General features: G+C 65.2%; 22 protein-coding genes and 1 pseudogene. 6 read left to right on the top strand and 17 right to left on the bottom strand.

The genetic code is table 11. From position 1 onward, the window contains the following. The first annotated feature begins 48 nt into the window (after positions 1-48). Together ACQR1F_RS15050 and ACQR1F_RS15045 are read left to right on the top strand one after the other, a co-directional pair. Complete coding sequence (locus ACQR1F_RS15050) at positions 49-825, top strand: thermonuclease family protein (RefSeq protein ID WP_434913367.1); 777 nt, start codon at positions 49-51, stop codon at positions 823-825. Positions 826-873: 48 nt separating this feature from the next. Further along, a complete protein-coding gene (locus ACQR1F_RS15045) occupies positions 874-2,340 on the top strand; it encodes a M48 family metalloprotease (RefSeq protein WP_315800914.1) in 1,467 nt (488 codons plus the stop codon). Between the two features lie 92 nt (positions 2,341-2,432). On the opposite strand, the gene ACQR1F_RS15040 is transcribed toward ACQR1F_RS15045, so the two are convergent. Genes ACQR1F_RS15040 through ACQR1F_RS15030 form a run of 3 tightly spaced genes read right to left on the bottom strand, consistent with a single transcriptional unit; the run spans position 2,433 to position 4,007 of the window. Beyond that, a complete protein-coding gene (locus ACQR1F_RS15040; RefSeq protein ID WP_434913366.1) occupies positions 2,433-2,825 on the bottom strand; it encodes a hypothetical protein in 393 nt (130 codons plus the stop codon). After that, a complete protein-coding gene (locus tag ACQR1F_RS15035; RefSeq protein WP_434913365.1) occupies positions 2,747-3,292 on the bottom strand; it encodes an MBL fold metallo-hydrolase in 546 nt (181 codons plus the stop codon). Before ACQR1F_RS15035 ends, ACQR1F_RS15040 begins: the two co-directional genes overlap by 79 nt. After that, entirely contained in the window at positions 3,252-4,007 is a 756-nt protein-coding gene (locus ACQR1F_RS15030; protein WP_434890427.1) for an SDR family NAD(P)-dependent oxidoreductase, read from the bottom strand. Before ACQR1F_RS15030 ends, ACQR1F_RS15035 begins: the two co-directional genes overlap by 41 nt. A 135-nt stretch (positions 4,008-4,142) precedes the next feature. On the opposite strand from ACQR1F_RS15030, the pseudogene ACQR1F_RS15025 reads away from it, so the two are divergent. Continuing rightward, positions 4,143-5,033: pseudogene (locus ACQR1F_RS15025) on the top strand (AraC family transcriptional regulator N-terminal domain-containing protein). A 130-nt stretch (positions 5,034-5,163) separates the two neighbouring features. On the opposite strand, the gene ACQR1F_RS15020 reads toward ACQR1F_RS15025, so the two are convergent. The 5 genes from ACQR1F_RS15020 to ACQR1F_RS15000 all read right to left on the bottom strand — a co-directional run bounded on the left by ACQR1F_RS15020 (position 5,164) and on the right by ACQR1F_RS15000 (position 12,149). After that, on the bottom strand, positions 5,164-5,994 hold the full coding sequence (locus tag ACQR1F_RS15020) for a CarD family transcriptional regulator (protein ID WP_315800572.1): 831 nt from the start codon (positions 5,992-5,994) through the stop codon (positions 5,164-5,166). 499 nt (positions 5,995-6,493) lie between these two features. Then, entirely contained in the window at positions 6,494-6,832 is a 339-nt protein-coding gene (gene fdxA / locus ACQR1F_RS15015; protein ID WP_035660174.1) for a ferredoxin FdxA, read from the bottom strand. Between the two features lie 113 nt (positions 6,833-6,945). Beyond that, positions 6,946-7,203 carry an RNA-binding S4 domain-containing protein gene (locus tag ACQR1F_RS15010; RefSeq protein WP_315800916.1) on the bottom strand — a complete coding sequence of 86 codons (258 nt, stop codon included), beginning with the start codon at positions 7,201-7,203 and terminating at the stop codon, positions 6,946-6,948. A gap of 73 nt (positions 7,204-7,276) precedes the next feature. After that, on the bottom strand, positions 7,277-10,834 hold the full coding sequence (locus ACQR1F_RS15005; protein ID WP_434873422.1) for a helicase-related protein: 3,558 nt from the start codon (positions 10,832-10,834) through the stop codon (positions 7,277-7,279). Between the two features lie 538 nt (positions 10,835-11,372). Beyond that, entirely contained in the window at positions 11,373-12,149 is a 777-nt protein-coding gene (locus ACQR1F_RS15000) for a DUF3108 domain-containing protein (RefSeq protein ID WP_315800917.1), read from the bottom strand. 608 nt (positions 12,150-12,757) lie between these two features. On the opposite strand from ACQR1F_RS15000, the gene rpmB reads away from it, so the two are divergent. Both rpmB and ACQR1F_RS14990 read left to right on the top strand, forming a co-directional pair. After that, a complete protein-coding gene (gene rpmB, locus ACQR1F_RS14995; RefSeq protein WP_172114511.1) occupies positions 12,758-13,066 on the top strand; it encodes a 50S ribosomal protein L28 in 309 nt (102 codons plus the stop codon). Positions 13,067-13,408: 342 nt separating this feature from the next. Continuing rightward, positions 13,409-14,671 (top strand): T6SS phospholipase effector Tle1-like catalytic domain-containing protein, encoded by a 1,263-nt coding sequence (locus ACQR1F_RS14990; protein WP_434913364.1) that lies wholly within the window; start codon positions 13,409-13,411, stop codon positions 14,669-14,671. Between the two features lie 60 nt (positions 14,672-14,731). On the opposite strand, the gene ACQR1F_RS14985 is transcribed toward ACQR1F_RS14990, so the two are convergent. The 3 genes from ACQR1F_RS14985 to ACQR1F_RS14975 form a co-directional block, all read right to left on the bottom strand. Then, complete coding sequence (locus ACQR1F_RS14985; protein WP_315800575.1) at positions 14,732-14,980, bottom strand: hypothetical protein; 249 nt, start codon at positions 14,978-14,980, stop codon at positions 14,732-14,734. 152 nt (positions 14,981-15,132) lie between these two features. Further along, the gene (locus ACQR1F_RS14980; RefSeq protein WP_434888174.1) at positions 15,133-15,369 is read right to left on the bottom strand and encodes a transcriptional regulator; all 237 of its coding nucleotides are present in this window, start codon (positions 15,367-15,369) and stop codon (positions 15,133-15,135) included. A gap of 136 nt (positions 15,370-15,505) precedes the next feature. Further along, positions 15,506-15,712, bottom strand: a complete 207-nt coding sequence (locus ACQR1F_RS14975; RefSeq protein WP_315715242.1) for a cold-shock protein — start codon at positions 15,710-15,712, stop codon at positions 15,506-15,508. 458 nt (positions 15,713-16,170) lie between these two features. Between ACQR1F_RS14975 and rpsU the strand changes: the two genes are divergently transcribed. Then, on the top strand, positions 16,171-16,494 hold the full coding sequence (gene rpsU / locus ACQR1F_RS14970) for a 30S ribosomal protein S21 (protein ID WP_315800918.1): 324 nt from the start codon (positions 16,171-16,173) through the stop codon (positions 16,492-16,494). Positions 16,495-16,541: 47 nt separating this feature from the next. Here the strand turns inward: rpsU and ACQR1F_RS14965 are convergent, their stop codons facing one another. From ACQR1F_RS14965 to ACQR1F_RS14940, 6 genes are all read right to left on the bottom strand, one after another. After that, entirely contained in the window at positions 16,542-16,730 is a 189-nt protein-coding gene (locus ACQR1F_RS14965; RefSeq protein ID WP_315800577.1) for a hypothetical protein, read from the bottom strand. A gap of 261 nt (positions 16,731-16,991) precedes the next feature. Continuing rightward, complete coding sequence (locus ACQR1F_RS14960; RefSeq protein WP_434913363.1) at positions 16,992-18,602, bottom strand: ABC transporter ATP-binding protein; 1,611 nt, start codon at positions 18,600-18,602, stop codon at positions 16,992-16,994. Positions 18,603-18,733: 131 nt separating this feature from the next. Continuing rightward, entirely contained in the window at positions 18,734-19,573 is an 840-nt protein-coding gene (locus ACQR1F_RS14955) for an ABC transporter permease (RefSeq protein WP_316182914.1), read from the bottom strand. Beyond that, positions 19,570-20,541: an ABC transporter permease gene (locus tag ACQR1F_RS14950; RefSeq protein ID WP_315800580.1), complete on the bottom strand. Its 972-nt coding sequence runs from the start codon at positions 20,539-20,541 to the stop codon at positions 19,570-19,572. The genes ACQR1F_RS14955 and ACQR1F_RS14950 overlap by 4 nt, the downstream gene beginning before the upstream one ends. Positions 20,542-20,621: 80 nt before the next feature. Then, positions 20,622-22,169, bottom strand: coding sequence for an ABC transporter substrate-binding protein (locus ACQR1F_RS14945; protein ID WP_434913362.1), 1,548 nt, complete (start codon positions 22,167-22,169; stop codon positions 20,622-20,624). A 311-nt stretch (positions 22,170-22,480) separates the two neighbouring features. Further along, on the bottom strand, positions 22,481-22,906 hold the full coding sequence (locus tag ACQR1F_RS14940; RefSeq protein ID WP_315800582.1) for a hypothetical protein: 426 nt from the start codon (positions 22,904-22,906) through the stop codon (positions 22,481-22,483). Positions 22,907-23,009: the final 103 nt, after the last annotated feature.

Genomic DNA, 23,009 nt, shown 5'->3' with positions numbered 1-23,009 from the left:
TGGAATGGAAATTTCGTGCGATGATGCAGCATGACGAGAGTGCGCGGAATGCAGAGCGGACGAAGGCTGATTGCGCTCGGTGCGAGCGTCGCGATCATCGCGATGATGTCGGCAAGTCACGCCACGCCGTGCATGCTCGCGGAGCTCGGCGAAGGCCACGTCAGCGAGATCATCGATGCACGCGGCTTCCGTCTCGATGACGGTCGCGAGGTCAGGCTCGCCGGCATCGAGGTGCCGCCGGAGGAGCAGCGCGCGACGTCGGTGGATGCGCTGGGCGCGCTGCTGCGCGACCGCGACGTCGTGCTCCGCGGTGAGGACGATACCCCCGACCGCTACGGCCGGCAGCGCGCCTTCGTCTTCGTGGCCGGCGCGGACCAGCCGGTGCAAAGCGAGCTGCTGCGGCAGGGCGCCGTGCTGCGCGGGATCGACCTGCCCGACCGGGATTGCGCCCTCAGCCTGGGCGCGGCGGAAGCCGAGGCCCGCAACGCCGGGCGTGGTCTCTGGAAGATTGCGACCGTCATAAAAAACACGGAAAGTCCAGACGATATTTTGTCTCGCGTAGGGCTATTTACGGTTGTCGAAGGGAAGGTGTTGTCCGTACGACAGACGGGGACAACAACTTATCTGAACTTCGCTCGTAACTGGACACGGGGCTTCGCGGTGACTATTCCAAAGCGTATGATGGCGGTATTGGAAGGTGCCGGCATCGACGTCAAATCACTTGCGAATCGGCAGGTTCGCGTGCGCGGTTGGATTGAAGCGCATGCGGGTCCGAGACTGGAACTGACGCAGACCGCCCAGATCGAGATTTTAAGCGGGAATTGACCGCTGAGGTACATGAGTAGCGACGTGAACCTGTCTGTTCGAAAGCGCATGACGGTGATGAACTGCGGTTCGCGGATCGCACCGGCGCTGCTGTGCCTGGGGCTGGCGCTGGCCGGTTGCAGCGACATGGGCAAGTTGCAGCAGGCGACGGCGCCGTTGCCGACGCCGCGGCCGAAGCCGGCGATGGTGCAGACGACGCCGGCAAGCGATCGCGAGCACGAGCGCATTCTTGCAACCTATGGCGGTGCCTATGAGGATCCTCAGCTCGAGGGCCTGATCTCCAAGATCGTCGACCGGCTGGTGGCTGTGTCCGATCGCCCCGACCAGGGCTACAAGGTCACGATCCTGAACTCCGGTGCGGTCAACGCTTTCGCGCTGCCGACCGGCCAGCTCTACGTGACGCGCGGGCTGATTGCGCTCGCCAACGACACCTCCGAATTGTCCTCGGTGCTCAGCCACGAAATGGCGCATGTGCTGGCGCGCCATGCCGCGATCCGCGAGGACCAGGCGCGGCAGGCCGCAGTGGTGACCCGCGTCGTGTCCGACATGGGCAACGATCCGGACCTGACGGCCCTGGCGCTCGCCAAGACCAAGCTGACGATGGCGAGCTTCTCGCGCACCCAGGAGTTCGAGGCCGACGGCATCGGCGTCGGCATCTCCGCCAAGGCCAAGTTCGATCCCTACGGCGCGGCGCGCTTCCTGACCTCGATGGAGCGCAACGCAGAGTTGAAGGCCGGCAAGGTCGCGATCGACCCGCGCGCGCAGGACTTCCTGTCGTCGCATCCGGCGACGCCGGAGCGGGTGCAGAACGCCGCCGCCATCGCCAAGCAATACGTCTCCCCCGAGGCCAGGGAGCATGACCGCGAGACCTACTTGGCTGCAGTCGACAACATCGTCTATGGCGAGGACCCGAGCGAGGGCTTCGTGCGCGGACGGCGCTTCCTGCATCCGAAGCTCGGCTTCACCTTCCAGGCGCCGGAGAACTTCACGCTCGACAACACCGCGCAGGCGGTGATCGGCGTACGCGAGGGCGGCGCCCAGGCGATGCGCTTCGACGTGGTGCGCGTGCCGGCCCAGCAGACGCTCGGCGACTATCTGAATTCCGGCTGGATGGAGAACGTCGACAAGTCGGCGACCGAGGAGCTGACGATCAACGGCTTCCCGGCGGCCTCCACGACGGCGAGCGGCGATCCCTGGCAGTTCAAGGTCTATGCGCTGCGCGTCGGCAGCGACGTCTACCGCTTCATCTTCGCCTCGCGGCAGAAGACCACCGAGAGCGAGCGCAATGCGCGGGAGACGGTGAACTCGTTCCGCCGGCTCAGCCTGGAGGAGATCCAGTCGGCGCGGCCGCTGCGCATCAAGGTGATCACCGTGCAGCCCGGCGACACGGTCGAATCGCTGGCGCACCGCATGACCGGCGTCGACCGCCCGGTCGAGCGCTTCCGCGTCCTCAACGGCCTCGACGCCCGCGCCCAGGTCAAGGTCCGCGACCGCGTCAAGATCGTGGTGGAGTGAGCGCGATTTACCCTGAGCAAACCCTCAGGGCTGCTGCTCGCTCGAGCAGCTCGGCTGATCGGTCGAGGGGCGGACGGACGAGTGAACGCCCCCTAGTCGAAATACGCCGGCGCGTGCGCAAGCCCCGCCGACTGCGCCGTATCATGGTTGAGCCACAGCTGCGCGCGCTCTGCATCGACGATGGCGGCGATCCGCTCCATTGATGTCAGGGTCGCCTCGGCGCTTGCATTCATCGTCGGCACGCAGCGATGCGCCATGTTGTAGCGGTCATGCGCGGCGTCGCCCGATAGCAGGACCGCCCCGGAGCCGGCGAGCCGCACCAGCAGCGAGCAGTGGCCCGGCGTATGGCCAGGCGTTGAGATGACGCGCACCGAACCGTCACCGAACAGATCGACATCCCCGTCCATCAATTCGAGGCGGGCTTGCCGGAGGCAATCGTAGAGCAATGGCGCGTAGCCGAAGGTGCTGAAGTCCTTGCCGAACATCGCCGCGTGCTCCGCCGCTGGATGTACCAGCGCGCATCGCGGAACAGCCTGGCATTGCCGATGTGATCGAAATGGGCATGGGACAGCAGCACCATCGCGACATCGGCCGGCGCGAGGCCGATTTCGGCTAGCTGAGCAGTGAGAGGCTTAGTGACCAGGCCTCTGATGCCGTGCGCGATGATCCGGCCTTCCGGCGCATCGGCCAGCCTCTCGTCGATCCCGGTGTCCCACAGGATCCATTCGCCCCGTCGCTGCAGCAGATAGGCATGGCAGCTCAGCGTCGCCGGCTCGCCCTGCCATTTGCCCGGCGTGTAGACGGACCGATCCGGCGCGATCGCCGTGCCGGCTGCGAGCACGTACAGACGATCGATCGTTCCCAACTGTCCTGTCATGGCGCTCACGGCAATCTCCTGCTTGCGGGCTCGATCAGATCGCCTGGCCGCCGGAGACTTCGATTCGCTGCGCATTGATCCATCGGTTGTCCTCGGACAGCAGGCTCGCGATCATCGGGCCGATATCGTCGGGCACGCCGACGCGGCCGAGCGCAGTCATGCTGGCGAACACCCTGTTGATCTCGGGATTGTCGCGCACCGCACCGCCGCCGAAGTCGGTTTCGATCGCCCCTGGCGCCACGGTGTTCACCGCGATGCCGCGGCTGCCCAGCTCCTTCGCCAGATAGAGGGAGAGAACCTCCACTGCACCTTTCGCGGCCGCATAGGCCGCATAACCTGGAAACGAGACCCGCGTCAGGCCGGACGACAGATTGACGATGCGGCCGCCATCGGCGAGTAGCGGCAGCAGCGCCTGGGTCAGGAAATAGACGCCCTTGAAGTGAACATCGACCAGTCGGTCGAACTGCGCCTCCGTTGTGTCGGCGATCAGCGCATGGTCACCATGGCCGGCGTTGTTAACGAGGTGGTCGAACGTGTCGCGCTGCCAAGTCCGGCGCAGCGCTCCGCGCAGCGTCTCCGCAAACGGCGCAAAGGCGGCGACATCACCGGTGTCGAGCTGGAAGGCCAGCGCCTTGCGGCCCATCGCCTCGATCTCTTCGACGACGGCCGCCGCGTCCTCGGCCCGGTTCTGATAGGTGAGGATGAGGTCACTGCCGCGTTGGGCAATATGACGTGCCGCGCTACGGCCGAGCCCGCGGCTGGCGCCGGTCACGAGTGCGATCCTGGTCATGATTTTTCTCCGGTCGGGTTTGACTGGTCGGATATTGGACACCGACCACCGGCGGAGTTGCCGGAACCGCGCCGTTCCTTGCCTGATCCTCCAAATCGGGGTGTGTGGAGAGCGAGAGCGGGCTAAGTTACGGACATGACCAGCCTGCTCAATGCCGTCAGCCGCTATGCCGCTGTCCACGCCGATACAGCCGGGATTGCCAGGACCCCGATCCCCGGACTCACGACGGTGCGCGCGACCGCACCGAGCGAGCTCGTCTACGCCATCTCGCGGCCGCTGGTGTGCCAGGTTGTGCAGGGCAGCAAGCAGGTCACGATGGGGCTGCAGGGACTGACGTTTTCCGCAGGCGATTCGCTGATCATCACCGCCGACGTGCCGACCGTCAGCCAGATCACGCGCGCGACCCGCGCGGCGCCCTATCTGTCGCTGGTACTGGAGCTCGATTCGGCGCTGATCGCGGAGCTGATCCTGCAGATGGACGGCACGACGGCGACGGACGGTTTTGCCGTCCGGGTCGAGCCGACCGAGGCGGAAGTGACGGACGCGGCGCTACGCCTGATGCGCTTGCTCGATCGTCCTGCCGGATTGTAGGTGCTGCAGGCTCAACTCTTGCGCGAGATGCATTATTGGCTGCTCGCCGGCCGGCACGGCGCGGCGATCCGCCGGCTCGGTGGCCCCGACAGCCACGCCCAGCGCATCGCCCGTGCTGTAGCCCTGTTGCGCGCCGAGTTCACCCAGGCCCTGCCGGTCGAGCGGCTCGCGGCTGTCGCGGGTATGAGCCTGTCCTCCTTCCACCAGCACTTCCGCAGACACACCTCCCTGTCGCCACTGCAATTCCACAAGCAGCTTCGGCTGATCGAGGCGCGCCGGCTGATGTTGGCCGAAGGCATCAGCGCGAGCAGTGCGGCGTTCGCCGTGGGTTACGAAAGCGTGCCGCAGTTCACGCGCGAATATCGTCGCCTGTTCGGCCGTCCGCCGGTGCAAGACATCAAGGCGGCACAGGCCAAAGTCGAAGCTGTTGCGTGAGCTGCGTGCGGGTGCCGTGCCGGGGACTTGCCGGTCTCGACAGCGTCCCCTTTGAGCCAGGCAAACAAAAAGCCCGACCTTGCGGCCGGGCTTTCGTAAGCAACTAATTCGAAAACGCTTGAACGGTCGATCAGGCGGCCTCGTCGGCCACGGCGGTATCGTCGCCGTCGATGTCATCACCCTCGCCTTCCGCATCGCCCTCGGCGACCGCATCGGCTTCGGTCTTGGCGCCGCGGCGCGGGCTCTTGGCGAGCTGCGTCTCGATCTCCTTGACGGCCTCGGTCTCGGTCGAGTGCTGCACGACGGCGATCTCGCGCGAGAGACGGTCGAGCGCGGCTTCATAGAGCTGGCGTTCGCTGTAGGACTGCTCCGGCTGCGACTCCGAGCGATACAGATCGCGCACGACCTCGGCGATGGCGACGATGTCGCCCGAATTGATCTTCGCTTCGTATTCCTGGGCGCGGCGCGACCACATCGTGCGCTTGACGCGGGCGCGGCCCTTCAGGGTCTCCAGCGCCTTCTTGACCAGCGCCGGGTCGGACAGCTTGCGCATGCCGACATTGGCGACCTTGGCGGTCGGCACGCGCAGCGTCATCTTGTCCTTGATGAAGTTGATGACGAACAGCTCGAGCTTCGCACCCGCGATCTCCTGCTCCTCGATGGCCAGGATCTGGCCGACGCCGTGAGCCGGATAGACGACGAATTCGTTGGTCTTGAAGCCCTGGCGCTGGGTCGGCAGCTTCTTCTCCTCGACGCGCGGCGCGGCCGCGACGGGAGCAGCCGGCTTAGCGGCGACGGCGGGCTTGGCAACAGGGGCAGCAGCCGCAGGAATGGCGGTCTTGGTGGCAGCCTTGGGCGCAGCGGCGGCCTTGGCGGGCGCAGCCTTGGCAACAGAGTCCTTTGCAAGAGTGGTCTTCGCGGCGGATGCTTTCGCGGCAGTCTTGGCAGTCTTTTCAGGCATTGCGCTTCTTTTGTTCTTGGTGGACTTGGCAGCCGAGGCCTTCGCGGCAGCCCGAATCTCCTTTACAGGAGCCCGGGCACGGCCCTTGGAAACGCTGCGGCTGGCCGCGGCGGCTTTTTTTGTACTCTTGGAAGCACTCTTTTTACGCGTTTTCTGTGACACAGCCTGCGCGCGGAACTGCCACGCCCCTGTTTGATGTTGCGGGAACCTAAAAGGGCGGCCAAAAAAAGGTACGCATGGCCGGGTTCGGCTCTGAGAATGTGCTATATATAGCACATTTACCGCAAAAATCAATGATTTAGAGGCCGCAGGGGCGGTATTGTGACGGGTCCACGAAGTTAGGGTTAAGTGAAGCGTGCCGGAATAGAACAACTCATGCGGCGGTTCCCGCTCGCCGCAATCTCGTTCTAGGCCATTGTTTCCGCGTGGCGATTCCAATCAGCCACGGCCAGCGGCAGAATTGCCGGCGCCGCTCTCGCGCCAGCGCAGAGGTGACCCGTCAGTCTCCGGCGCCCGGCTTCGATGAAAAATATTTCTCGAATTTTCCGTCCTCGCCGTCGTGCTCCTTGGCATCCGCCGGCGGGTCCTTCTTCTGCGTGATATTGGGCCAGGACTTGGCATATTCGGCGTTCACGCCCAGCCATTTCTCCAGCCCCGGCTCGGTATCCGGCTTGATCGCGTCGGCCGGGCATTCCGGCTCGCACACGCCGCAATCGATGCATTCGTCCGGATGGATCACCAGCATGTTGTCGCCCTCGTAGAAGCAGTCTACCGGGCAGACCTCAACGCAATCGGTGTATTTGCATTTGATACAGTTTTCGGTGACGACGTAAGTCATCCAGGGCTCCGGAACGGATCGACAAATCGGCTGGCTTGGACTAGCGCAGGACGTGGTGTGCCGCAAGTGAAGCGGGGCGAAGAACTGAATTGGAATTGCGCCGGCGCAACCAATCAACTTCGGCCGCGACCTTCGAGGTCGTCGTAGAGCCCGCGCACGGACGCGGCGTCGCCGCGACGCGCGGCAAAGCCGGTCACCTTGAGCACGCGCACGCTGCGATCGAGCGCGATGGTCAGCACATCACCGGTCTTCACCCCATGGCCCGGCGAGGTCTCGCGCACACCATTGACCCGGACATGCCCCGACGACACCAGCGCCGCGGCGCTGGTGCGCGCCTTCACCAGCCGCGCATGCCACAGCCATTTGTCGATGCGCTGGCGCTCTGACGGGGTGTCGGACGTCGGCGTTGTCCTTCCAACCAATCTTGCCAACCGATCTTGCCGCTCAGTCCTTGCGGTTGTTCCCCGCGAGCTGCTCCTTGAGCGCAGCAAGCTTGGCAAACGGCGAATTGGGATCGACCGGACGGTCGCGATCCCGGCCGCCGCCGCTGCTCGATGCGTAGGGCCGCAGCGCCGGGCCGCTGTCGCGCTTGTCGCGGCCGCCCTTGCCGAAGTCGCGGCCACCGCGCCCCTCGCGGTCGCCCCCGAACTTGCCGCCCTTGTTGCGATCCCGGTTCTGGTCGCGCCCCTTGGCATCATGATCGCGGCGCGGCCCGCGATCCTCGCGCGCCGGCGCCGATGCGCCCTCGGCTGGCGCCGCACCCGCCTCCGGCGGGCCCTTGCGGAAGTCCTTGCCGAACTCTTTCATCCGGTCGCGCCGGCCATGGCCGCGGTGATGGCGCTCGCGCGCCTCGCCGCCCTCGGCCGGAGCGGTCCCGGCCGATGCCTGACCGCCGCCGCCCCCCTGCCCGCGCTCATGCTGCGGACGGTTGGGCCGGCCGCGATGATGATGGTCGTGGCGCGGCCTGCGCTCCTCCGACCGCCCGCCCGGCCGCCAGACCTCGACCAGGACGGGCTCGGCAGCAGGCGAGGCCTCGGCGGGAGAAGCCTCGGTGGCGGTCGATCCAGCAGCAGTTTCCGCCGCGGCAGCTTCAGCCGAAGCGTCGCCGATGCTTGTTGCCTCGTTCGCAACGGCCTCCGCGGCTTCTGGCTGCGGCGCATCCGCAGCGACGGCGGTTTCCGCCTCGGCGACGACGCTTTCGGCAGCCGTCTCGGCCATGGAAGCGGCGTCCGCCACATCCGGCGTGACGAAATCGACGGTCGGCAGCGATGCCAGGGCCGATCCCGACGTGGTTTCCGGCTGCTCCTCACCGACCATCGCGGGCACGGCGACGGCCTGCTCGGTCACCGGAGCGACGGCGGCCTCCGCGACGGTGGGAACCTGCTCGTCGGCCGGCTCGCCGGCGACAACTGCGAGGTCCTCGCCCGGCACAGCCTGCGCATCTGCCGGAGCGGCTTCGGCAGCAGCAGCTTCCGCGATGGCAGCAGCCTCGACGGGCTTCTCAATCGGCTTGGGCGGCAGCGGCGGACGCTTCTCCATGCGATAGCCGAGCGCGCGCAGGATGGAGGCGAAGTCCTCGCCGGCCGAGCCGGTGAGCGAGGTCATCGCCTGCGTCACCACGAAGCCGCGGCCGTCGAAGGCGCCGGCCGGCTTCTCGCCCGGCGCATTGTCGCGCCAGGCCAGGGCGGGACGAATCAGGTCCGCCAGCCGCTCCAGGATGTCGACGCGCACGGCGCGCTCGCCGGCCTGCTTATAGCCGAGCACGCGATAGGCATCGCGCGGCAGCGCCTTGTCGACCGGGAACGAGGTACGGCCCGAGCTCGCCAGATGCTGGGCGCCGGTCAGCGCGGACATGTCGACATTGCCCTGCTTCTCGGCCCACAGCAGCGCGGCGAGCGCGCGCGCCGCCGGCTTGAGCAGTGCCGGGACGTAGATGTGATAGGCCCCGAAGCGCACGCCATATTTGCGCAAGGTGGCGCGCGACGGCTGGTCGAGATCCTTCATCTCGGCGGCGATCTTGGCGCGCTCGATGACGCCGAGCGCCTCCACGAGCTGGAACGCGATGCCGCGGCCGATGCCGGTGATGTCCTCGGCCTTGGACAGCTCGAACAGCGGGCCGAGCAGCTTCTCGATATGCGTCTTCAGCCACAGATCGAGCCGCGCCTGGACCTTGTCGCGCGCAGCACCCGTCAGCCGCTCGTCGGCGATGATGCGCAGGCGCGGATGCAGCGCGTCGTCGGCCGCGACCAGCTTGGCGACCGCGTCGCCGGTCCAGCGCATCGTGCCGTCGGCGGTGAGCACGATGTGCTCGTCGGGCGCGCCGGACAGCTTCTCGGCGCGCGCCTCGATCTCGCCGGCCAGCGCCTTCTGGGCAGCAGCCTGCAAGGCCTTGGCCTCCGAGCCGGCTTCGGCGGCGTCGGGCGCGAAGGTGAATCCATCCAGGCGGCCGATCGCGTGCCCTTCAACGATCACTTCGCCGGTCTTGCCGATTTCCGTATTCAAAACACTGTTCTCCCGCAGGCGCCGCATCAATACACTGGTACGACGATCAACGAAACGCTCCGTGAGCCGTTCATGAAGGGCGTCTGACAATTTATTTTCGAGTTCGCGGGTAATCCCCTGCCAATAATCAGGGTCGCGCAGCCAGTCGGGCCGGTTGGCCACGAAGGTCCAGGTGCGAATCTGTGCAATCCGCCCCGACAGCGTATCGATGTCGCCATCGACGCGGTCGGCCTGATCGACCTGGGCCGCGTACCAGGCGTCCGGAATACGCCCCTTCTGCATCAGGAAGCCGAACACGGTGGTCACCAGCTCCGCATGGGCAGCCGGCGACAGCCTGCGATAGTCGGGAATCTGGCAGGTTTCCCAGAGACGCTCGACCGCTTCAGCGCCATGCGCCATGTCGCGCACCTCGGCATCGCGCGCGGCATGATCGAGCACGCGCAGATCCTCCGCGGTCGGCGCGCGCGTCAGCGCGTCATGCCCCGGCGTAATCGCCAGGGAGACCTGGAGCGCGCTCAAGGACGCGAAATCAAGCCTGGAGTTGCGCCATTGCAGCACCTTCACGGTATCGAAGGTGTGGTTCTGGAGCGCATTGACCAGCTCGGGCTCGAACGGCGCACAACGTCCGGTGGTGCCGAACGTGCCGTTACGTGTCGCGCGTCCGGCACGGCCGGCGATCTGGGCAAACTCCGACGGCGTGAGCCGGCGGAACTGATAGCCGTCATATTTGCGGTCGGATGCGAAGGCGACGTGATCGACGTCGAGATTGAGCCCCATGCCGATCGCATCGGTGGCGACGAGATAGTCGACGTCGCCGTTCTGGAACATCGCCACCTGCGCGTTGCGCGTGCGCGGCGACAGCGATCCCAGCACGACAGCAGCGCCGCCATGCTGGCGGCGGATCAGCTCGGCGATGGCGTACACCTCGTCAGCCGAGAACGCCACGATGGCGGTCCGGCGCGGCTGCCGCGTGATCTTCCGGTCGCCGGCGAATTCGAGCTGCGACAATCGTGGCCGTGTCACCATCGACGCACCGGGCAACAGCCGCTCGATGATGGGGCGCATCGTCGCAGCCCCGAGCAGCAGCGTCTCGTCGCGCCCGCGGCGATTGAGGATGCGGTCGGTGAAGACATGGCCGCGCTCGAGATCGGACGCGATCTGGATCTCGTCGACGGCCAGGAACGACACGTCGAGATCCCTGGGCATCGCCTCGACCGTCGACACCCAATAGCGCGGGTTCTTCGGCTTGATCTTCTCCTCGCCGGTGATCAGCGCGACGGCCTCGCTGCCGACGCGATCGGCGATCTTGTTGTAGACCTCGCGCGCGAGCAGCCGCAGCGGCAGTCCGATGATGCCGGAGGAATGCGCGAGCATGCGCTCGATCGCCAGATGCGTCTTGCCGGTGTTGGTGGGGCCGAGCACGGCGGTGACGCCGCTTCCGGGAGCACGGTCGGACGTGCGCTCGAAAGGCGAGGCAGCCGAAGAGGACGAAAAAGCCATTCGTTAAATGTGGGTCTCGAAGCCGGCGTTGGAAGCGCGTCGTTCACGCGCGACGGATGCGGAATTGTCGTGTGTCTGGAGAGGCTGAGATGCTGACCCCTGTCTCACATTGTGACGCATATAGTGCCGCAGCTTAAGCTTCGGAACGCCTTGAGAACGAATCGCGAAGGAATCGCTGACTCTGTCGGCTTTCAGGCTTCGTTCACCGCAACATCTCGCGCTCTGCGATCAAGCCAGCACTAGATCAAGTTTTCGCGGGCTCCACAAGCAACGCTTTCGCGATGGAACTGGCGCGCATTTCAGGGCGTCCCGAGTCGAATCAGAATCAGGGAAGAGTCAAACGGATTCACGCGCAGCAGACAGCATCCATACGGGGACCGGCAAATCGGAGGTCAACGCGGAATCTCCATCGCATTCAAGCGAGAGCGGACGGCATGCCGCCAGACCTTCACGCCACGGCCGCTGTTGCGGCTCAGCCGCTGACGGGGCCGTGCCACAGCGACGAGATTCGGATGTGGAGGAGCAGCGATACGAGGCGCTACTGGGTCTTGGCGACGTGCGGCGCCGCCTGGGTGATGAACGACGTCGCCTCCAGCATCGCGGTCCCCAGCGGGGTCGGGATCACCATCTTGAACGGCACCAGCACGCGGGTGCCGGCGATCGGCACGAAGAAGATCTCCATGTTGCGGGCCTGAGCCAGATATTTGATGACCGGCCGGTCCGGGATGTAGCCCGCGACCGGCGTGAAGTAGATCGCGCAGACCAGCGCCGGACCGCGATAGCCCTTGTCAGCCTTGACGTTCTCCATGCGCTTGTAGTCGAGCTTGAGCTCGTAGCGCATGCGGCCGTCGAACACGGGCGCAGCGCCGCGGCAGGAGTCCGGCGACAGCAGTTCGCCATTGCCCGGCACCCGCACCAGAGAGGCCGTCATCGGATCGAGCACGCCGCGCTTGTGGGCATCCGTCACCGGAATGCGGTCGGGATCGACTGGAGGCGCCGGCTCGATGGCGAAGTCCTTCACGGTGCCGTTCTGCAGATTGATGCGGATCTGCTCCGATTTCTTTCCCGTGGAGGTCGAGGCCTGGTAGCTCTGGCCGACCAGGGCGCCGTTGACGACGCGTCCCTGCACCGAGCCCGTGCCTGATCCTTGCGAGAAGCTCTTGAGCAGGCCGGCGGTGCCGCCCTGAGCCGCAGCACCATACTGATCATCCCCGATCTCGACCGCCCAGGTGCCCTTGCCGACGGGGATGCCGGCCAGGGACGCCTCGTATTGAGCGTCCAACCGAGCCTGCGCCTGGGCGCCTTGCGCCAGCAACAACAGGCAGAGCGCTGCCCCGGCCGCGGCCAGGCGGCCCGAGAGAAATGAGGGAACCGAGATGATGGTCACGTGACGAATGATCCTGCCGATCCGCCTGCCTGAGCGCCGGACCGATCCGACGCGCCGTCCTTGCTACTTAAGCCAAAAACGCCTTCAAACAACGCGAACCGTCCGACAATGGCGGTTTGTCCAGCGCTTTGCGCCTGAACAGCACTCAGAACCGTCGTCCGCAGCGCTGCCGGAACCGAGCCGCGAACCTCCGACCGCGCCAGCATGCCGCCATTCCGGACCGTTCGCGGGATATCCATCCATCACGTCCGAATGCGCCCTTTATATGGTCTAAACTGCCGGCTATACTATTGATTACACGCCTGCTTTTCTGCTGGTCGGCGATTTCGGCCCGACCAGGAGGAGGCATGGGTCGCGTCCTCCAGGTTCGCCGGCCCGGCTCCCTGTATTTGCTGCGGCCTTCAAAACCTTGACGAAAAGCCGCATCCCCCCTATAGGACCGCATCTCCCAGAGACGAGCTGGACGAGTTTTGGACCCCCGCGGCCCGCCGACATAGGCGGACGAAGGGTGCGGGGATGAGAGAGGATTTATTGCCATGTCGCGGCGCTGTGAACTGACGGCCAAGGGTCCCCAGGTTGGCCACAAGGTCAGCCACTCCAACATCAAGACCAAGCGGCGCTTCCTGCCGAACCTGTGCAACGTGACCTTCATCTCGGATGCACTCGGCCGCAACGTGCGCCTGCGCGTTTCGACTAACGCGCTCAAGAGCGTCGACCACAATGGCGGCCTCGACGCCTATCTGCTCAAGGCCAACGCCGCGACCCTGTCGCCGCGCGCGCTGGAGCTGAAGCGCGCCATCGAGAAGAAGGCGGCGGACGCTGCCCCGGTCGCGAAGGCGAGCTGAGAGAGCCAACCGAAATTCAAGATTGATGCAGAAGCCGGACGCGTCACGAGCGGGGCTTCGAGCTGAACGAGATGTCGAAACGGCCGGGTCGAGAGATCCGGCCGTTTTGCTTGCGGATGCCGTGATCAACTGACAACTCTGGACAAGGCAGCCGGCGCGGGGCGGCAGGACAGGTCGGGTGACCATCCGTTCGTACAACGGCGCCCAGCAGTCACTCCGCCATGTCGGCCGCGCCGCGCGCAACAGCGACCCAGACGAAGTGCCATAGGGAACCGACCTCCCCAACACCAGCCGGATGCTCTACACTCGTTGCGGTAGCATTATTGCGGACATTCCTTTGCCATGAAGAATATTGTCATCTGCTGCGACGGCACCGGCAACGAGATCAGCGAGAACATCTCGAACGTACTCAAGCTCTATCGCTGCCTGCGCAAGACCGACAAGACGACACCGCATCAGGCCGTATTCTACGATCCCGGCGTCGGCACGCTGACCCAGCCCGACACCTGGCACCGCTTCAAGGCCAATTTCAACATGGTGCTGGGGCTCGCGACCGGCTACGGCCTCGACGACAACGTCATCAACGCCTACTCCTTCCTGGCCACGCATTACGAGGACGGCGACCGCATCTTTCTGTTCGGCTTCTCGCGGGGCGCCTACACCGTGCGCGTGCTGGCCGGGCTGATCCACAAGATCGGGCTGATCTCGCCGGGTCAGATCAATCTCGTCGGCCCGGGCGTGATCGCCTACAAGAAGTACTCCTCGGACAATCCGAAGGCCGGGCGCGGCATCACCAAGGAGCTCGAGAGCACCGAGGAGGACGGGCCGATCCCGGAGAGCCGCGACGACCACGCCGCGCAGTTCGCGCGGATCACCTCGGCGCGCTGGCCGACGATCCATTTCGTCGGCGTGTGGGACACGGTGGCGAGCGTGATCGTGCCGCGCACCGACCGGCTGTTCGCGCTGCCGAGCCTCGAGGAGCTCGCCTTCACGATCGAGAACCCGAGCGTGAAGATCTTCCGCCAGGCTGCGGCGATCGACGAGCGCCGCTGCATGTTCCGGCTGAAGCCGTGGGGCATGCCGCAGACCTTCACGCCGAACCGCTTCAACAAGGCGCAGGCGCGCCCGCAGGACGCCAAACAGGTGTGGTTCGCCGGCGTGCATTCCGACGTCGGCGGCGGCTATCCCGAGGTCCAGTCGGCGGCGTCGAAATATCCGCTACTGTGGATGATCGACGAGGCGGTCGAGGCGGGACTCACGGTCAATCCGCGCACGGTGAACCAGCTCGCCTGGGGCGTGCAGCGCAAGAACAGTCCGTTCTCCTATGTGGCGCCGAGCGTCCAGGGACCGCTGCACGATTCGATGACAGCGGCCTGGCGGGTGCTCGAATGGCTGCCGAAGAGCGCGACGTACAAGGAATGGCCGGAACGCAAGGCGCATTTCGGCTTCTACATTCCGAATGGCGAACCGCGCTTCATCCCCGACGGCGCCTTCGTTCATGAGAGCGTGCTGATGCGGATCGCGGAATCGAAGGACTATCGCCCCGTCAACCTGCCCGCGTCCTATGAGCGCATTCCGCTTCCGGTCAAACAGAAGGCGGAGTAGCAGCAACAGCGCGTTGCGCGTCGAGCACGGCCTTCGGAGGCCCGCGTGTGGCGGATCGCCTCAGATCATGCGCAGATGGATGACGCCGTCGGTCACCTCGCCACGGGCAAACTGCTCGCGCGCCATCTGCTCGAACGCCGTGCGGTTCCGTTGCAGATAGGCGAACGCCTGGTTGCGCGTGCAGAAGCAGGTCTCGAGATGACAGACCTGCCGTGTGGCGCCGATTGCGAGCGCGAATGCGATCGTCTGGGCTCCACGCTGCGTCTCATCCTTGGCAATGCGAACGTCTGTAGCGGTCGGCTTGGCCACGTCAGCCTCCTCGGTACGAAGGTCGGGTCTGTACGCGGGACACGGTTGGGGCGTAGTAATCAGGCATGGATCGCCCGTCTGTTCGAGCACCGGCAACGAAGTTCCGATAATTCCACCGGGCACCCGACGCCGGAAGGCGCGATGAAGCAGCCCTAGCGAGCGACCTTCTTGCGCCGCTTCGGCGCAGGCGCCGCCTCAGAACCCGCTTGCGCAGCTTCCGCTTCCTTGGCGAGCCGCAACACGCGCAGCCGCTCCATGTTCTTGCGGACCGCCATCGCGCGCTGATCCCATTCGGCGCGCGCCTTCGCCCCGTCCTCGGCGGCGACGCGCTGGCGCTCCGACCGCGCAATGCTTTCCGGGGAGCGTTCTGACATCTTCTTGGTAGCCATCGACTGATCCTTCCGGAGATGCGGGTTACCGTCGGAACGCGGAAAGCCCGCTCAATACAGGATCGAGCGGGCAAACCAGCCATTTCAGTACATCCGTGAAATGGCCTAAGACGTCAGAGACGTCTGATCAGTACGGTCAGACCAGCGCGAGATTTTCTGCGCTGGTTTTACCGCGCATCTTGTCCGTCTTGACCTCAAAACTGACTTTTTGGCCCTCAGCCAGACCGGCGAGACCAGCGCGTTCAACCGCGCTGATGTGAACGAACACGTCGTTCCCGCCATCCTGCGGCTGAATGAAACCAAAGCCCTTCTGGCCATTGAACCACTTGACGGTACCCTGCATGTCTATCTCCAAATCATTCATCGCGCGACCATCACGCGATCTCATTCAACTGAGCGATGACTTTTGGAAATAGCCCACAGGCACATTCAGAAAGGCACAGCGGCTAATCGAACTACCTCAAGGTAGAGATTTTCTGGGGGATTACAAGGCCGCGCGGCGAATATAGTTTGCCGAGGGCCGGAACCGTTGAGTCGGCTCGCGCTGGCAATATCAGCAGATTGCCCTTATCTTCACAGCACCATCGGTAACGGCCTGGCCATCGATGGCTGAGAGACACTCGTGCTCCCGCCTTCCGACGAAGGGGATCACCGTGTCTCGCACGCATCGTGCCTCATCACATTGTGAGCAACACGTTTCATTGGTGCCGCTCAGCTGAGCGCGCCGCTCTCCCCGCCGCAGCGCCGATCGGCTTCGCCAACCGAATTTCATCGATAGAGATGAAGACAAGGAGGACACTTTTGCAGGTTCTTGTTCGTGACAACGACGTCGAGAAGGCGTTGCGCATCCTGAAGCGGAAGATGCAGCGCGAAGGCGTATTCCGCGAGATGAAGCGCCGTAGATCCTACGAGAAGCCATCGGAGCGCAAGACGCGCGAGAAATCCGATGCGATCAGGCGCCAACGCAAAGTCGCGCGCAAGCAGGCCATCCGCGAAGGCTTGCTGCCGGCGCCGGTCAAGAAGGTGCCTGCGGCGCGGCCGGGCGCGCTCCCCTCAACGACCTCGACGCGCACCGATCGTGAACGGCCGCAGGGCCAGCTCACCGCTACGCCTCCGCGCAGCTGAGCGAGCGACGGCATGCCCGCCGAAATCGACGGGACGAGGCTGGCGGTTCACGCCAGCTTCTTCGGCTGCTTGCCGGCGCTGTCAGCCGCTTCACGCGCCAAGCGCTCGGCCTTCAGCCGCTCGCGGTTCTGATCGAACGCGGCCTGTGCCTTTTCATAATCGCTTCTCGTCGGCTCGGCCGGCTTGAAGGCTTTTTGAGCCTCGCGCACGGCGGCCGTTGGCTTGCGCTCCGACATGATGAGAGTCCTCGTTGGGATGGTGAACGCCGCTGCGACATCCTGTCGAGACTGACGCTTCATGGGCACGGTTCAATGACAGCCTCGGGTAGAGGGAGCACGAGCCCGCTGTCTTGGCGCGGACCAGCTAGGGCGACCACCCTGCGGCCTCATCGGGGTCCAATGCTATTATAATCCAAATACGCCGAAGATGTTGCAAGTAATTGAACCCGGCCCGGCACGATGCGCCATGGTTCCGACCGGCGGTCGGTTTACGCACAATCACGCCATTCCGTGCTTGCGGCCGGGAACGGCAGCGAGCAGCTCGCGAGTATAGGCGTGTTCGGGATTGGCGAACAGCGCGGCGGTCGGCTTCAGCTCGACGATCTCGCCCTTCTGCATGACGGCGATCCGATCGCAGATCTGCGCGGCCACCCGCAGGTCATGCGTGATGAACAGCATCGACAGACCAAGGCGCGCCTTCAAATCTTCCAGCAGCCGCAGCACCTGCGCCTGGACGGACACGTCGAGCGCCGACACCGCTTCGTCCGCGACGATGATCTCCGGATCGAGCGCGAGCGCGCGCGCGATGCCGATGCGCTGACGCTGGCCGCCGGAGAATTCGTGCGGATAGCGGCCGATCGCGCCCGCGTCGAGCCCGACCATGCCGAGCAGCTCCTGGGCGCGCTTCAGCGCGGCATCGAGCGGCGTGCCGCGCGCGACCATGCCGTCGGCGATGATGCGGCCGACCTTGCGGCGCGGGTTGAGCGAGGCGAACGGATCCTGGAAGATCATTTGGATGCGATGACGCTGCGCACGCAAGGCGCCGCCCTCCAGCGCCGTGAGATCGACGTCGCCGATCCGCACCGTGCCGCGATCGGCCTCGATCAGCCGCATCACGAGACGCGCGACGGACGACTTTCCCGAGCCGGACTCGCCGACGAGGCCGAGCGTCTCGCCCTGATGGATCGCGAAATTGACCGCATGCGCAGCGCGCGTCTCGCGCTTCGGGCGGAACCAGCCGGTCGGCGTCACATAGGTCTTGTCGAGGCCGATCACGTCGATCGCCTTCGGAACGTCCTCGCGGGATTGCCGCGGCGGCGGATCGAAAGAGGGCACCGCGGCGAGCAGCGCCTTGGTGTAGTCGTGCTGCGGATTGCCCAGCACGGACTCGGCCACGCCTTCCTCCACCACCTTGCCATGGCGCAACACGACCACCTGGTCGGCGATGTCGGCGACGACGCCGAAATCATGGGTGATGAACATCACCGCCATGTTGTGGCTGGCCTGGAGGCTACGGATCAGCTTGAGGATCTGCGCCTGGGTCGTCACGTCGAGCGCGGTGGTCGGCTCGTCAGCGACCAGCACCGCCGGCTCGAGCGCCAGCGCCATTGCGATCATCGCGCGCTGGCGTTGGCCGCCGGAGAGCTGATGCGGATAGGCGCGGATGATCCGCTCGGGATCGGGCAGCCCGACCTCGCGCACCAGCGCCAGCGCCTTGGCGCGGCGCTCGCGGGGGCTCAGCAGATCATGCGCCTCGAACACCTCCATCAGTTGGTCACCGATGCGCATCAAGGGATTGAGCGCGGTCATCGGCTCCTGGAACACCATGGCGATGCGGCGACCGCGCAGATCGCGCCAGCCGTCCTCATCGACGGCAAGCAGGTCGTGCCCTTCGAAGCGGATCTCGCCGCTCTCGACGTTCACCGTATCGGGCAGCAGCCCGAGCAGCGCGTGCGCGCACATCGACTTGCCCGAGCCGGATTCGCCGACCACGCAGACGATCCTGCCGGCGGTGAGATCGAACGAGACGCCGTCGACCGCGTGGGTGCGCTCGGCGCCTTTGGGCAAGGCGATGCGCAGGTTCCTGATGGCAACGACAGAGTCAGCCATGGCTCACCGCCACAGCGTCGTAGGGTGGGCAAAGCGAAGCGTGCCCACCATCGGCAGATGAGGTCGAAAAATCGGTGGGCACGGCGCGGTGCGCCTTTGCCCACCCTGCGGACTCATGGTCGATCATGGCCTCACCTGCCCTCGCGCGACAGGCGCGGGTTGAGGGCATCGTTCAGGCCCTCGCCGATCAAATTGAGGCCGAGCACCGACAGCAGGATCGCGACGCCGGGAAACACCGTGATCCACCACGCTTGGCGAATGACGGTGCGGCCGGCGCCGACCATGTAGCCCCAGGAGATCAGGTTGGGATCGCCGAGCCCGAGGAACGACAGCGAGGATTCCAGCAGGATCGCGGTCGCGACCATCAGCGAGGCCAGCACGATGACAGGCGACAGCGCGTTGGGCAGGATCTCGCGCCAGATGATCCAGGCATTGCTCTGGCCGGTGACGACCGCAGCCTGGACATATTCGCGGGTGCGCAGGCTCAGCACCTCGCCGCGGACGAGACGCGCCACCGGTGGCCAGCTGACGAGGCCGATCGCGGCGACGATCGAATAGATCGAGGGCTGCAGGATCGCCACCAGCACGATCGCGAGCGCGAAGCTCGGGATGGTCTGGAAGAACTCCGTGAAGCGCATCAGCGCGTCGTCGACACGGCCGCCGAAATAGCCGGCGATGGCGCCAAGCGGCACGCCGACGATCAGCGCCACCAGCGTCGAGACCAGCCCGACCAGCAGCGAGACGCGAGCCCCGAAGATCAGGCCGGCCAGCACGTCGCGCCCGAGCGCGTCGGTACCGAGCGGGACCTTGGACAGCGTGAACGGCGGAACGAACGGCCGCTGTACCATGCGCCACGGCGAGTTCGGGAAGTAGAGCGGTCCGGCGACCGCGATCACGATCGCGAGCACGAGAATGATCAGCCCGATGACGCCGCTCGGGCTGCGCAGCATGGTGCGCCAGAACTGCCTCATGAGGCGTACTCGATGCGCGGATCGACCAGACGGTAGACGAGGTCGGTGACGAGGTTGAAGATCAGCACCATGGCCGAGGACACCACGAACACGCCGAGCAGGAGATTGTAGTCACGCTGGATCAGCGCGTCGTACATCAGCCGGCCGATGCCCGGCCATGCGAACACCGTCTCCGTCAAGACCGCGCCGCCGACCAGCGTGCCGGCATGAACGCCAGCCAGGGTCACCACCGGCAGCAGCGCGTTGCGCAGCACGTGGCGGCGCAGGATGACGCCGTCGCGCAGCCCCTTGGCGCGCGCGGTCTTGACGAAATCGAGCCGCTTGACCTCGAGCATGGAAGCGCGGGTCATGCGGGTGTAGGTCGCCATGAAGAACAGCCCGAGCGTCGCAGCCGGCATGGCGAGATGCGCGGCGACGTCGAGCGCGTGGCGGACTCCCGTATAGCCGGCACCGATCGTCTCATAGCCGAAGCTCGGCAGCCAATCGACCCAGACCGAGAACAACAGGATCGCGATCAGCGCGATCCAGAACAGCGGCGTTGCGTAGAAGATCAGCGCGAGCACCGTGATCGCGGTGTCGAGGATGGTGCCGGCGAAGCGCGCGGCGAGCACACCGAACAGGATGCCGAGACCGAGCGAGATCGCGAACGCCGTCAGCGTCAGCAGCAGCGTCGCCGGCAGCCGCTCGGCGATCAGCCTGGCGACCGGCGCCTGCTGGCGGAACGAGAAGCCGAGATCGAGGCTGGCGATGCCCTTGACGTAGATCAGCAGCTGCTCCGGCAGCGGACGGTCGAGGCCGAACTTCTCGCGCAACTGCGCCACGAAGATCTGGTCGGAGGCGCCGGCCTCGCCGGCCATGACCACGGCCGGATCGCCCGGCGCCAGCCGGATCAGGAAGAAATTCAGCACGATGATGGCGAGAAGGACGATGATGCCTTTCACGACGCGCTGAGCGATGAAGGAGAGCATGAAAGGTCCGTGAAGGTCAGCTCGGGAGGACAGCGAAGCACCGGAGCGCGGGGATCATGGCCGCGCCCCGGAGTGCACCGCTATTTGTCGAGCCAAGCGTCGCGGAAGCCGTCGTTGACGCCGATGCCGGTGGTGATCAGGTTCTTCACCTTGCACTTGGTGATGGTCGGGAACTGGAGCTCGAGCAGCCAGGCCACCGGCACGTCCTCGGCCAGGATCTTCTGCACCTTGTCATAGGCCTCCTTGCGCTTGGCGTCGGTCGGCGCCGTCGCGCCCTCGGCGAACAGCTTGTCCACTTCCGGATTGGAATAGCCTTCGACATTGTTGAACAACTGGCCCTTGGCGATCGCCGAGGTGATGTAGTTGCGGGACACGCCGAGCGCGGGATCGCCGTACTGATAGAGATAGGTGAAGGCGATGTCGTAGTCCCACTCCATGATCTTCTGGTTGCCGCCGGGCACGTCGGTCGCGATCGTCTCGATGTTCATGCCGACATCCTGCAGGTTCTGCTTCACCGCCTCGCCCCAGCGCTGCCAGGTCTCGCCATAGGCGAGCGGCAGCATGCGGATCTTCTCGCCCGTGTAGCCGGCTTCCTTCAAGAGCGCCTTGGCCTTGGCCGGATCGTACGGATATTTCGGCACGTCATCGGAATAGAACTTGATGGTCGAGGCCGACGGACCGGTCGCCACCTTGCCGAGGCCGTTCCAGATCACGTCCTTGGCGAAGTCGCGGTCGATGGCATACATGATCGCCTGGCGCACCTTCTTGTTGGCCAGGATCGGATGCCGGTTGTTGAGCCACATCCAGGCCAGCGGCGAGAAAAACTCCCAGCCGGCACCGGTGACGCAGGCGCCCGGCAGCTTGGAGACGCGCGGCACGTCGAAATTCTCGATCGAGCCGCCCGGCAGCACATCGACCTTGCCGGTCTCGAAGGCCACCGCGCGCGCCGCCGCGTCGGGAATGATCTGCCAGTAGACCTCGTCGAGATAGGGCTTGCCCTTCTCGTGGTAGTTGGGATTTTTCACCATCCGGATGAAGGAGCCCTTCTGCCATTCCTTGAACATGAAGGGACCGGTGCCGATCGGCGCGTTGTTGTTCGGATTGGTCTTGTAGTCGGTGCCTTCATACAGGTGCTTCGGCACCATCGGCATCGAGCCGACCTCGAAAATACCGATGAAGGGACCGAACGGCTCCTTCAGCGTGAACACCACCGTGAGATCGTCCGGCGCCTCGACCTTCTCGACGATTGCGAGGTTGTTGCGGGCGCGCGCATGCGTCTGCTTCAGCATCTCGATCGAGAACAGCACGTCGGCCGACGTGAACGGCTTGCCGTCGTGCCAGGTCACGCCAGGCTTGAGCTTGAAGGTGTAGACCTTGGCATCCGGGCTGATCGTCCAACTTTCGGCGAGGCCGGGCAGCGGCTCGAGCTTGGGGCTGTAGCGCAGCAGGCCCTCAAAGATGTTGCCGGCGACCATCTGCGTCGGGCCGTTCTGGACCATCGCCAGCATCAGGCCCGGCGGCTCGGGCTGAATGACGGCATTGACCACGCCGCCGACCTTCGGCTCCTCCGCTTGCGCCGCGGACAGTCCGCAGCCAATGACCACACCCAGCAGCACCCGTTTCAACATGATGAACTTCCCAAATGTCCTTGCCGCCTGCAATGCATCAAGCGCGCCAACGCGCGCGGAATCGCCATGCGGCGTTTTGATGCTGCGCTTGCTCTGGGCGCATGGACGCTGGCTTTGTCGCGACCCCGCGCCGAAATGCAGCCTGATCATTTGCCGGATCACCGGCCGGCAAGTTGGCTCGCCGACGGTGCCGTCGCTGCTCAGTATCAGCTAGTTCCGCAGAGCAGAACTCAACGAGGAGCCTATGCGCCACCTGTTCGCCGCAAGATGAAACTCGCGACAGCGTCAGCCCAAAAATTGAACAGGGAAAATCAGCGCCGCAGACGCGCGATCGCGCCGGCAACGATCTGCATGATCACGCCGATGATCCAGCCGACCATGATCAGCGACGTCCAGACGATGTGCGGATCTTCGCGCAGGATGATGATGGCAACGGCGAAGAACGCCGTGAGGGTTGCGAGGAAGGTCCCGACGGCGCTCAGAAATTCGGCCGTGTCGATCTTCGTCTCCGTCGGCGAGTTCTCGTCATGAGGATGAAAAGGCAGTTGCGGCGTGTCGATGCCGAGATAGAAGCCCAGCGCCCCAGACAGCATCATCACGATCAGGAAGCCCTGCGTGGTCAGCAACGGAACGCTGGAGCCGACATGGGCCCCGACGAAGACGCCGCAGGCGGCGCCTGCCAGAGCCAGACCCGAGCGTTCGAGGATATGGGCAAACTTCCTGACGCGAAACCGCATGACCTGCCCCCAGATGTCAGACCCGCCACGCGCATGCAGCGGATTCGACGCCTGGATCCGTCCTAACGGCAAGACCGTCACCCAAACGTCAAATCTGAAGCTG

This window comes from Bradyrhizobium sp. HKCCYLS3013 (assembly GCF_051167615.1).
Classification (GTDB): domain Bacteria; phylum Pseudomonadota; class Alphaproteobacteria; order Rhizobiales; family Xanthobacteraceae; genus Bradyrhizobium.
This window is presented reverse-complemented; position numbering and strand designations above follow the sequence as displayed.

Coding starts and splice junctions, on each gene's coding strand:
- ACQR1F_RS15030 (WP_434890427.1), bottom strand. CDS start 4,007: ATGACCAGGATCGCACTCGTGACCGGCGCCAGCCGCGGGCTCGGCCGT.
- ACQR1F_RS14980 (WP_434888174.1), bottom strand. CDS start 15,369: ATGGCTACCAAGAAGATGTCAGAACGCTCCCCGGAAAGCATTGCGCGG.
- ACQR1F_RS15045 (WP_315800914.1), top strand. CDS start 874: ATGACGGTGATGAACTGCGGTTCGCGGATCGCACCGGCGCTGCTGTGC.
- fdxA (WP_035660174.1), bottom strand. CDS start 6,832: ATGACTTACGTCGTCACCGAAAACTGTATCAAATGCAAATACACCGAT.
- ACQR1F_RS15040 (WP_434913366.1), bottom strand. CDS start 2,825: ATGTTCGGCAAGGACTTCAGCACCTTCGGCTACGCGCCATTGCTCTAC.
- ACQR1F_RS14955 (WP_316182914.1), bottom strand. CDS start 19,573: ATGAGGCAGTTCTGGCGCACCATGCTGCGCAGCCCGAGCGGCGTCATC.
- ACQR1F_RS14945 (WP_434913362.1), bottom strand. CDS start 22,169: ATGTTGAAACGGGTGCTGCTGGGTGTGGTCATTGGCTGCGGACTGTCC.
- ACQR1F_RS15050 (WP_434913367.1), top strand. CDS start 49: ATGCAGAGCGGACGAAGGCTGATTGCGCTCGGTGCGAGCGTCGCGATC.
- ACQR1F_RS14990 (WP_434913364.1), top strand. CDS start 13,409: ATGAAGAATATTGTCATCTGCTGCGACGGCACCGGCAACGAGATCAGC.
- ACQR1F_RS14975 (WP_315715242.1), bottom strand. CDS start 15,712: ATGCAGGGTACCGTCAAGTGGTTCAATGGCCAGAAGGGCTTTGGTTTC.
- ACQR1F_RS14950 (WP_315800580.1), bottom strand. CDS start 20,541: ATGCTCTCCTTCATCGCTCAGCGCGTCGTGAAAGGCATCATCGTCCTT.
- ACQR1F_RS14965 (WP_315800577.1), bottom strand. CDS start 16,730: ATGTCGGAGCGCAAGCCAACGGCCGCCGTGCGCGAGGCTCAAAAAGCC.
- rpmB (WP_172114511.1), top strand. CDS start 12,758: ATGTCGCGGCGCTGTGAACTGACGGCCAAGGGTCCCCAGGTTGGCCAC.
- ACQR1F_RS14940 (WP_315800582.1), bottom strand. CDS start 22,906: ATGCGGTTTCGCGTCAGGAAGTTTGCCCATATCCTCGAACGCTCGGGT.
- ACQR1F_RS15035 (WP_434913365.1), bottom strand. CDS start 3,292: ATGCGCAGCGAATCGAAGTCTCCGGCGGCCAGGCGATCTGATCGAGCC.
- ACQR1F_RS14960 (WP_434913363.1), bottom strand. CDS start 18,602: ATGGCTGACTCTGTCGTTGCCATCAGGAACCTGCGCATCGCCTTGCCC.
- ACQR1F_RS15005 (WP_434873422.1), bottom strand. CDS start 10,834: ATGGCTTTTTCGTCCTCTTCGGCTGCCTCGCCTTTCGAGCGCACGTCC.
- ACQR1F_RS15020 (WP_315800572.1), bottom strand. CDS start 5,994: ATGCCTGAAAAGACTGCCAAGACTGCCGCGAAAGCATCCGCCGCGAAG.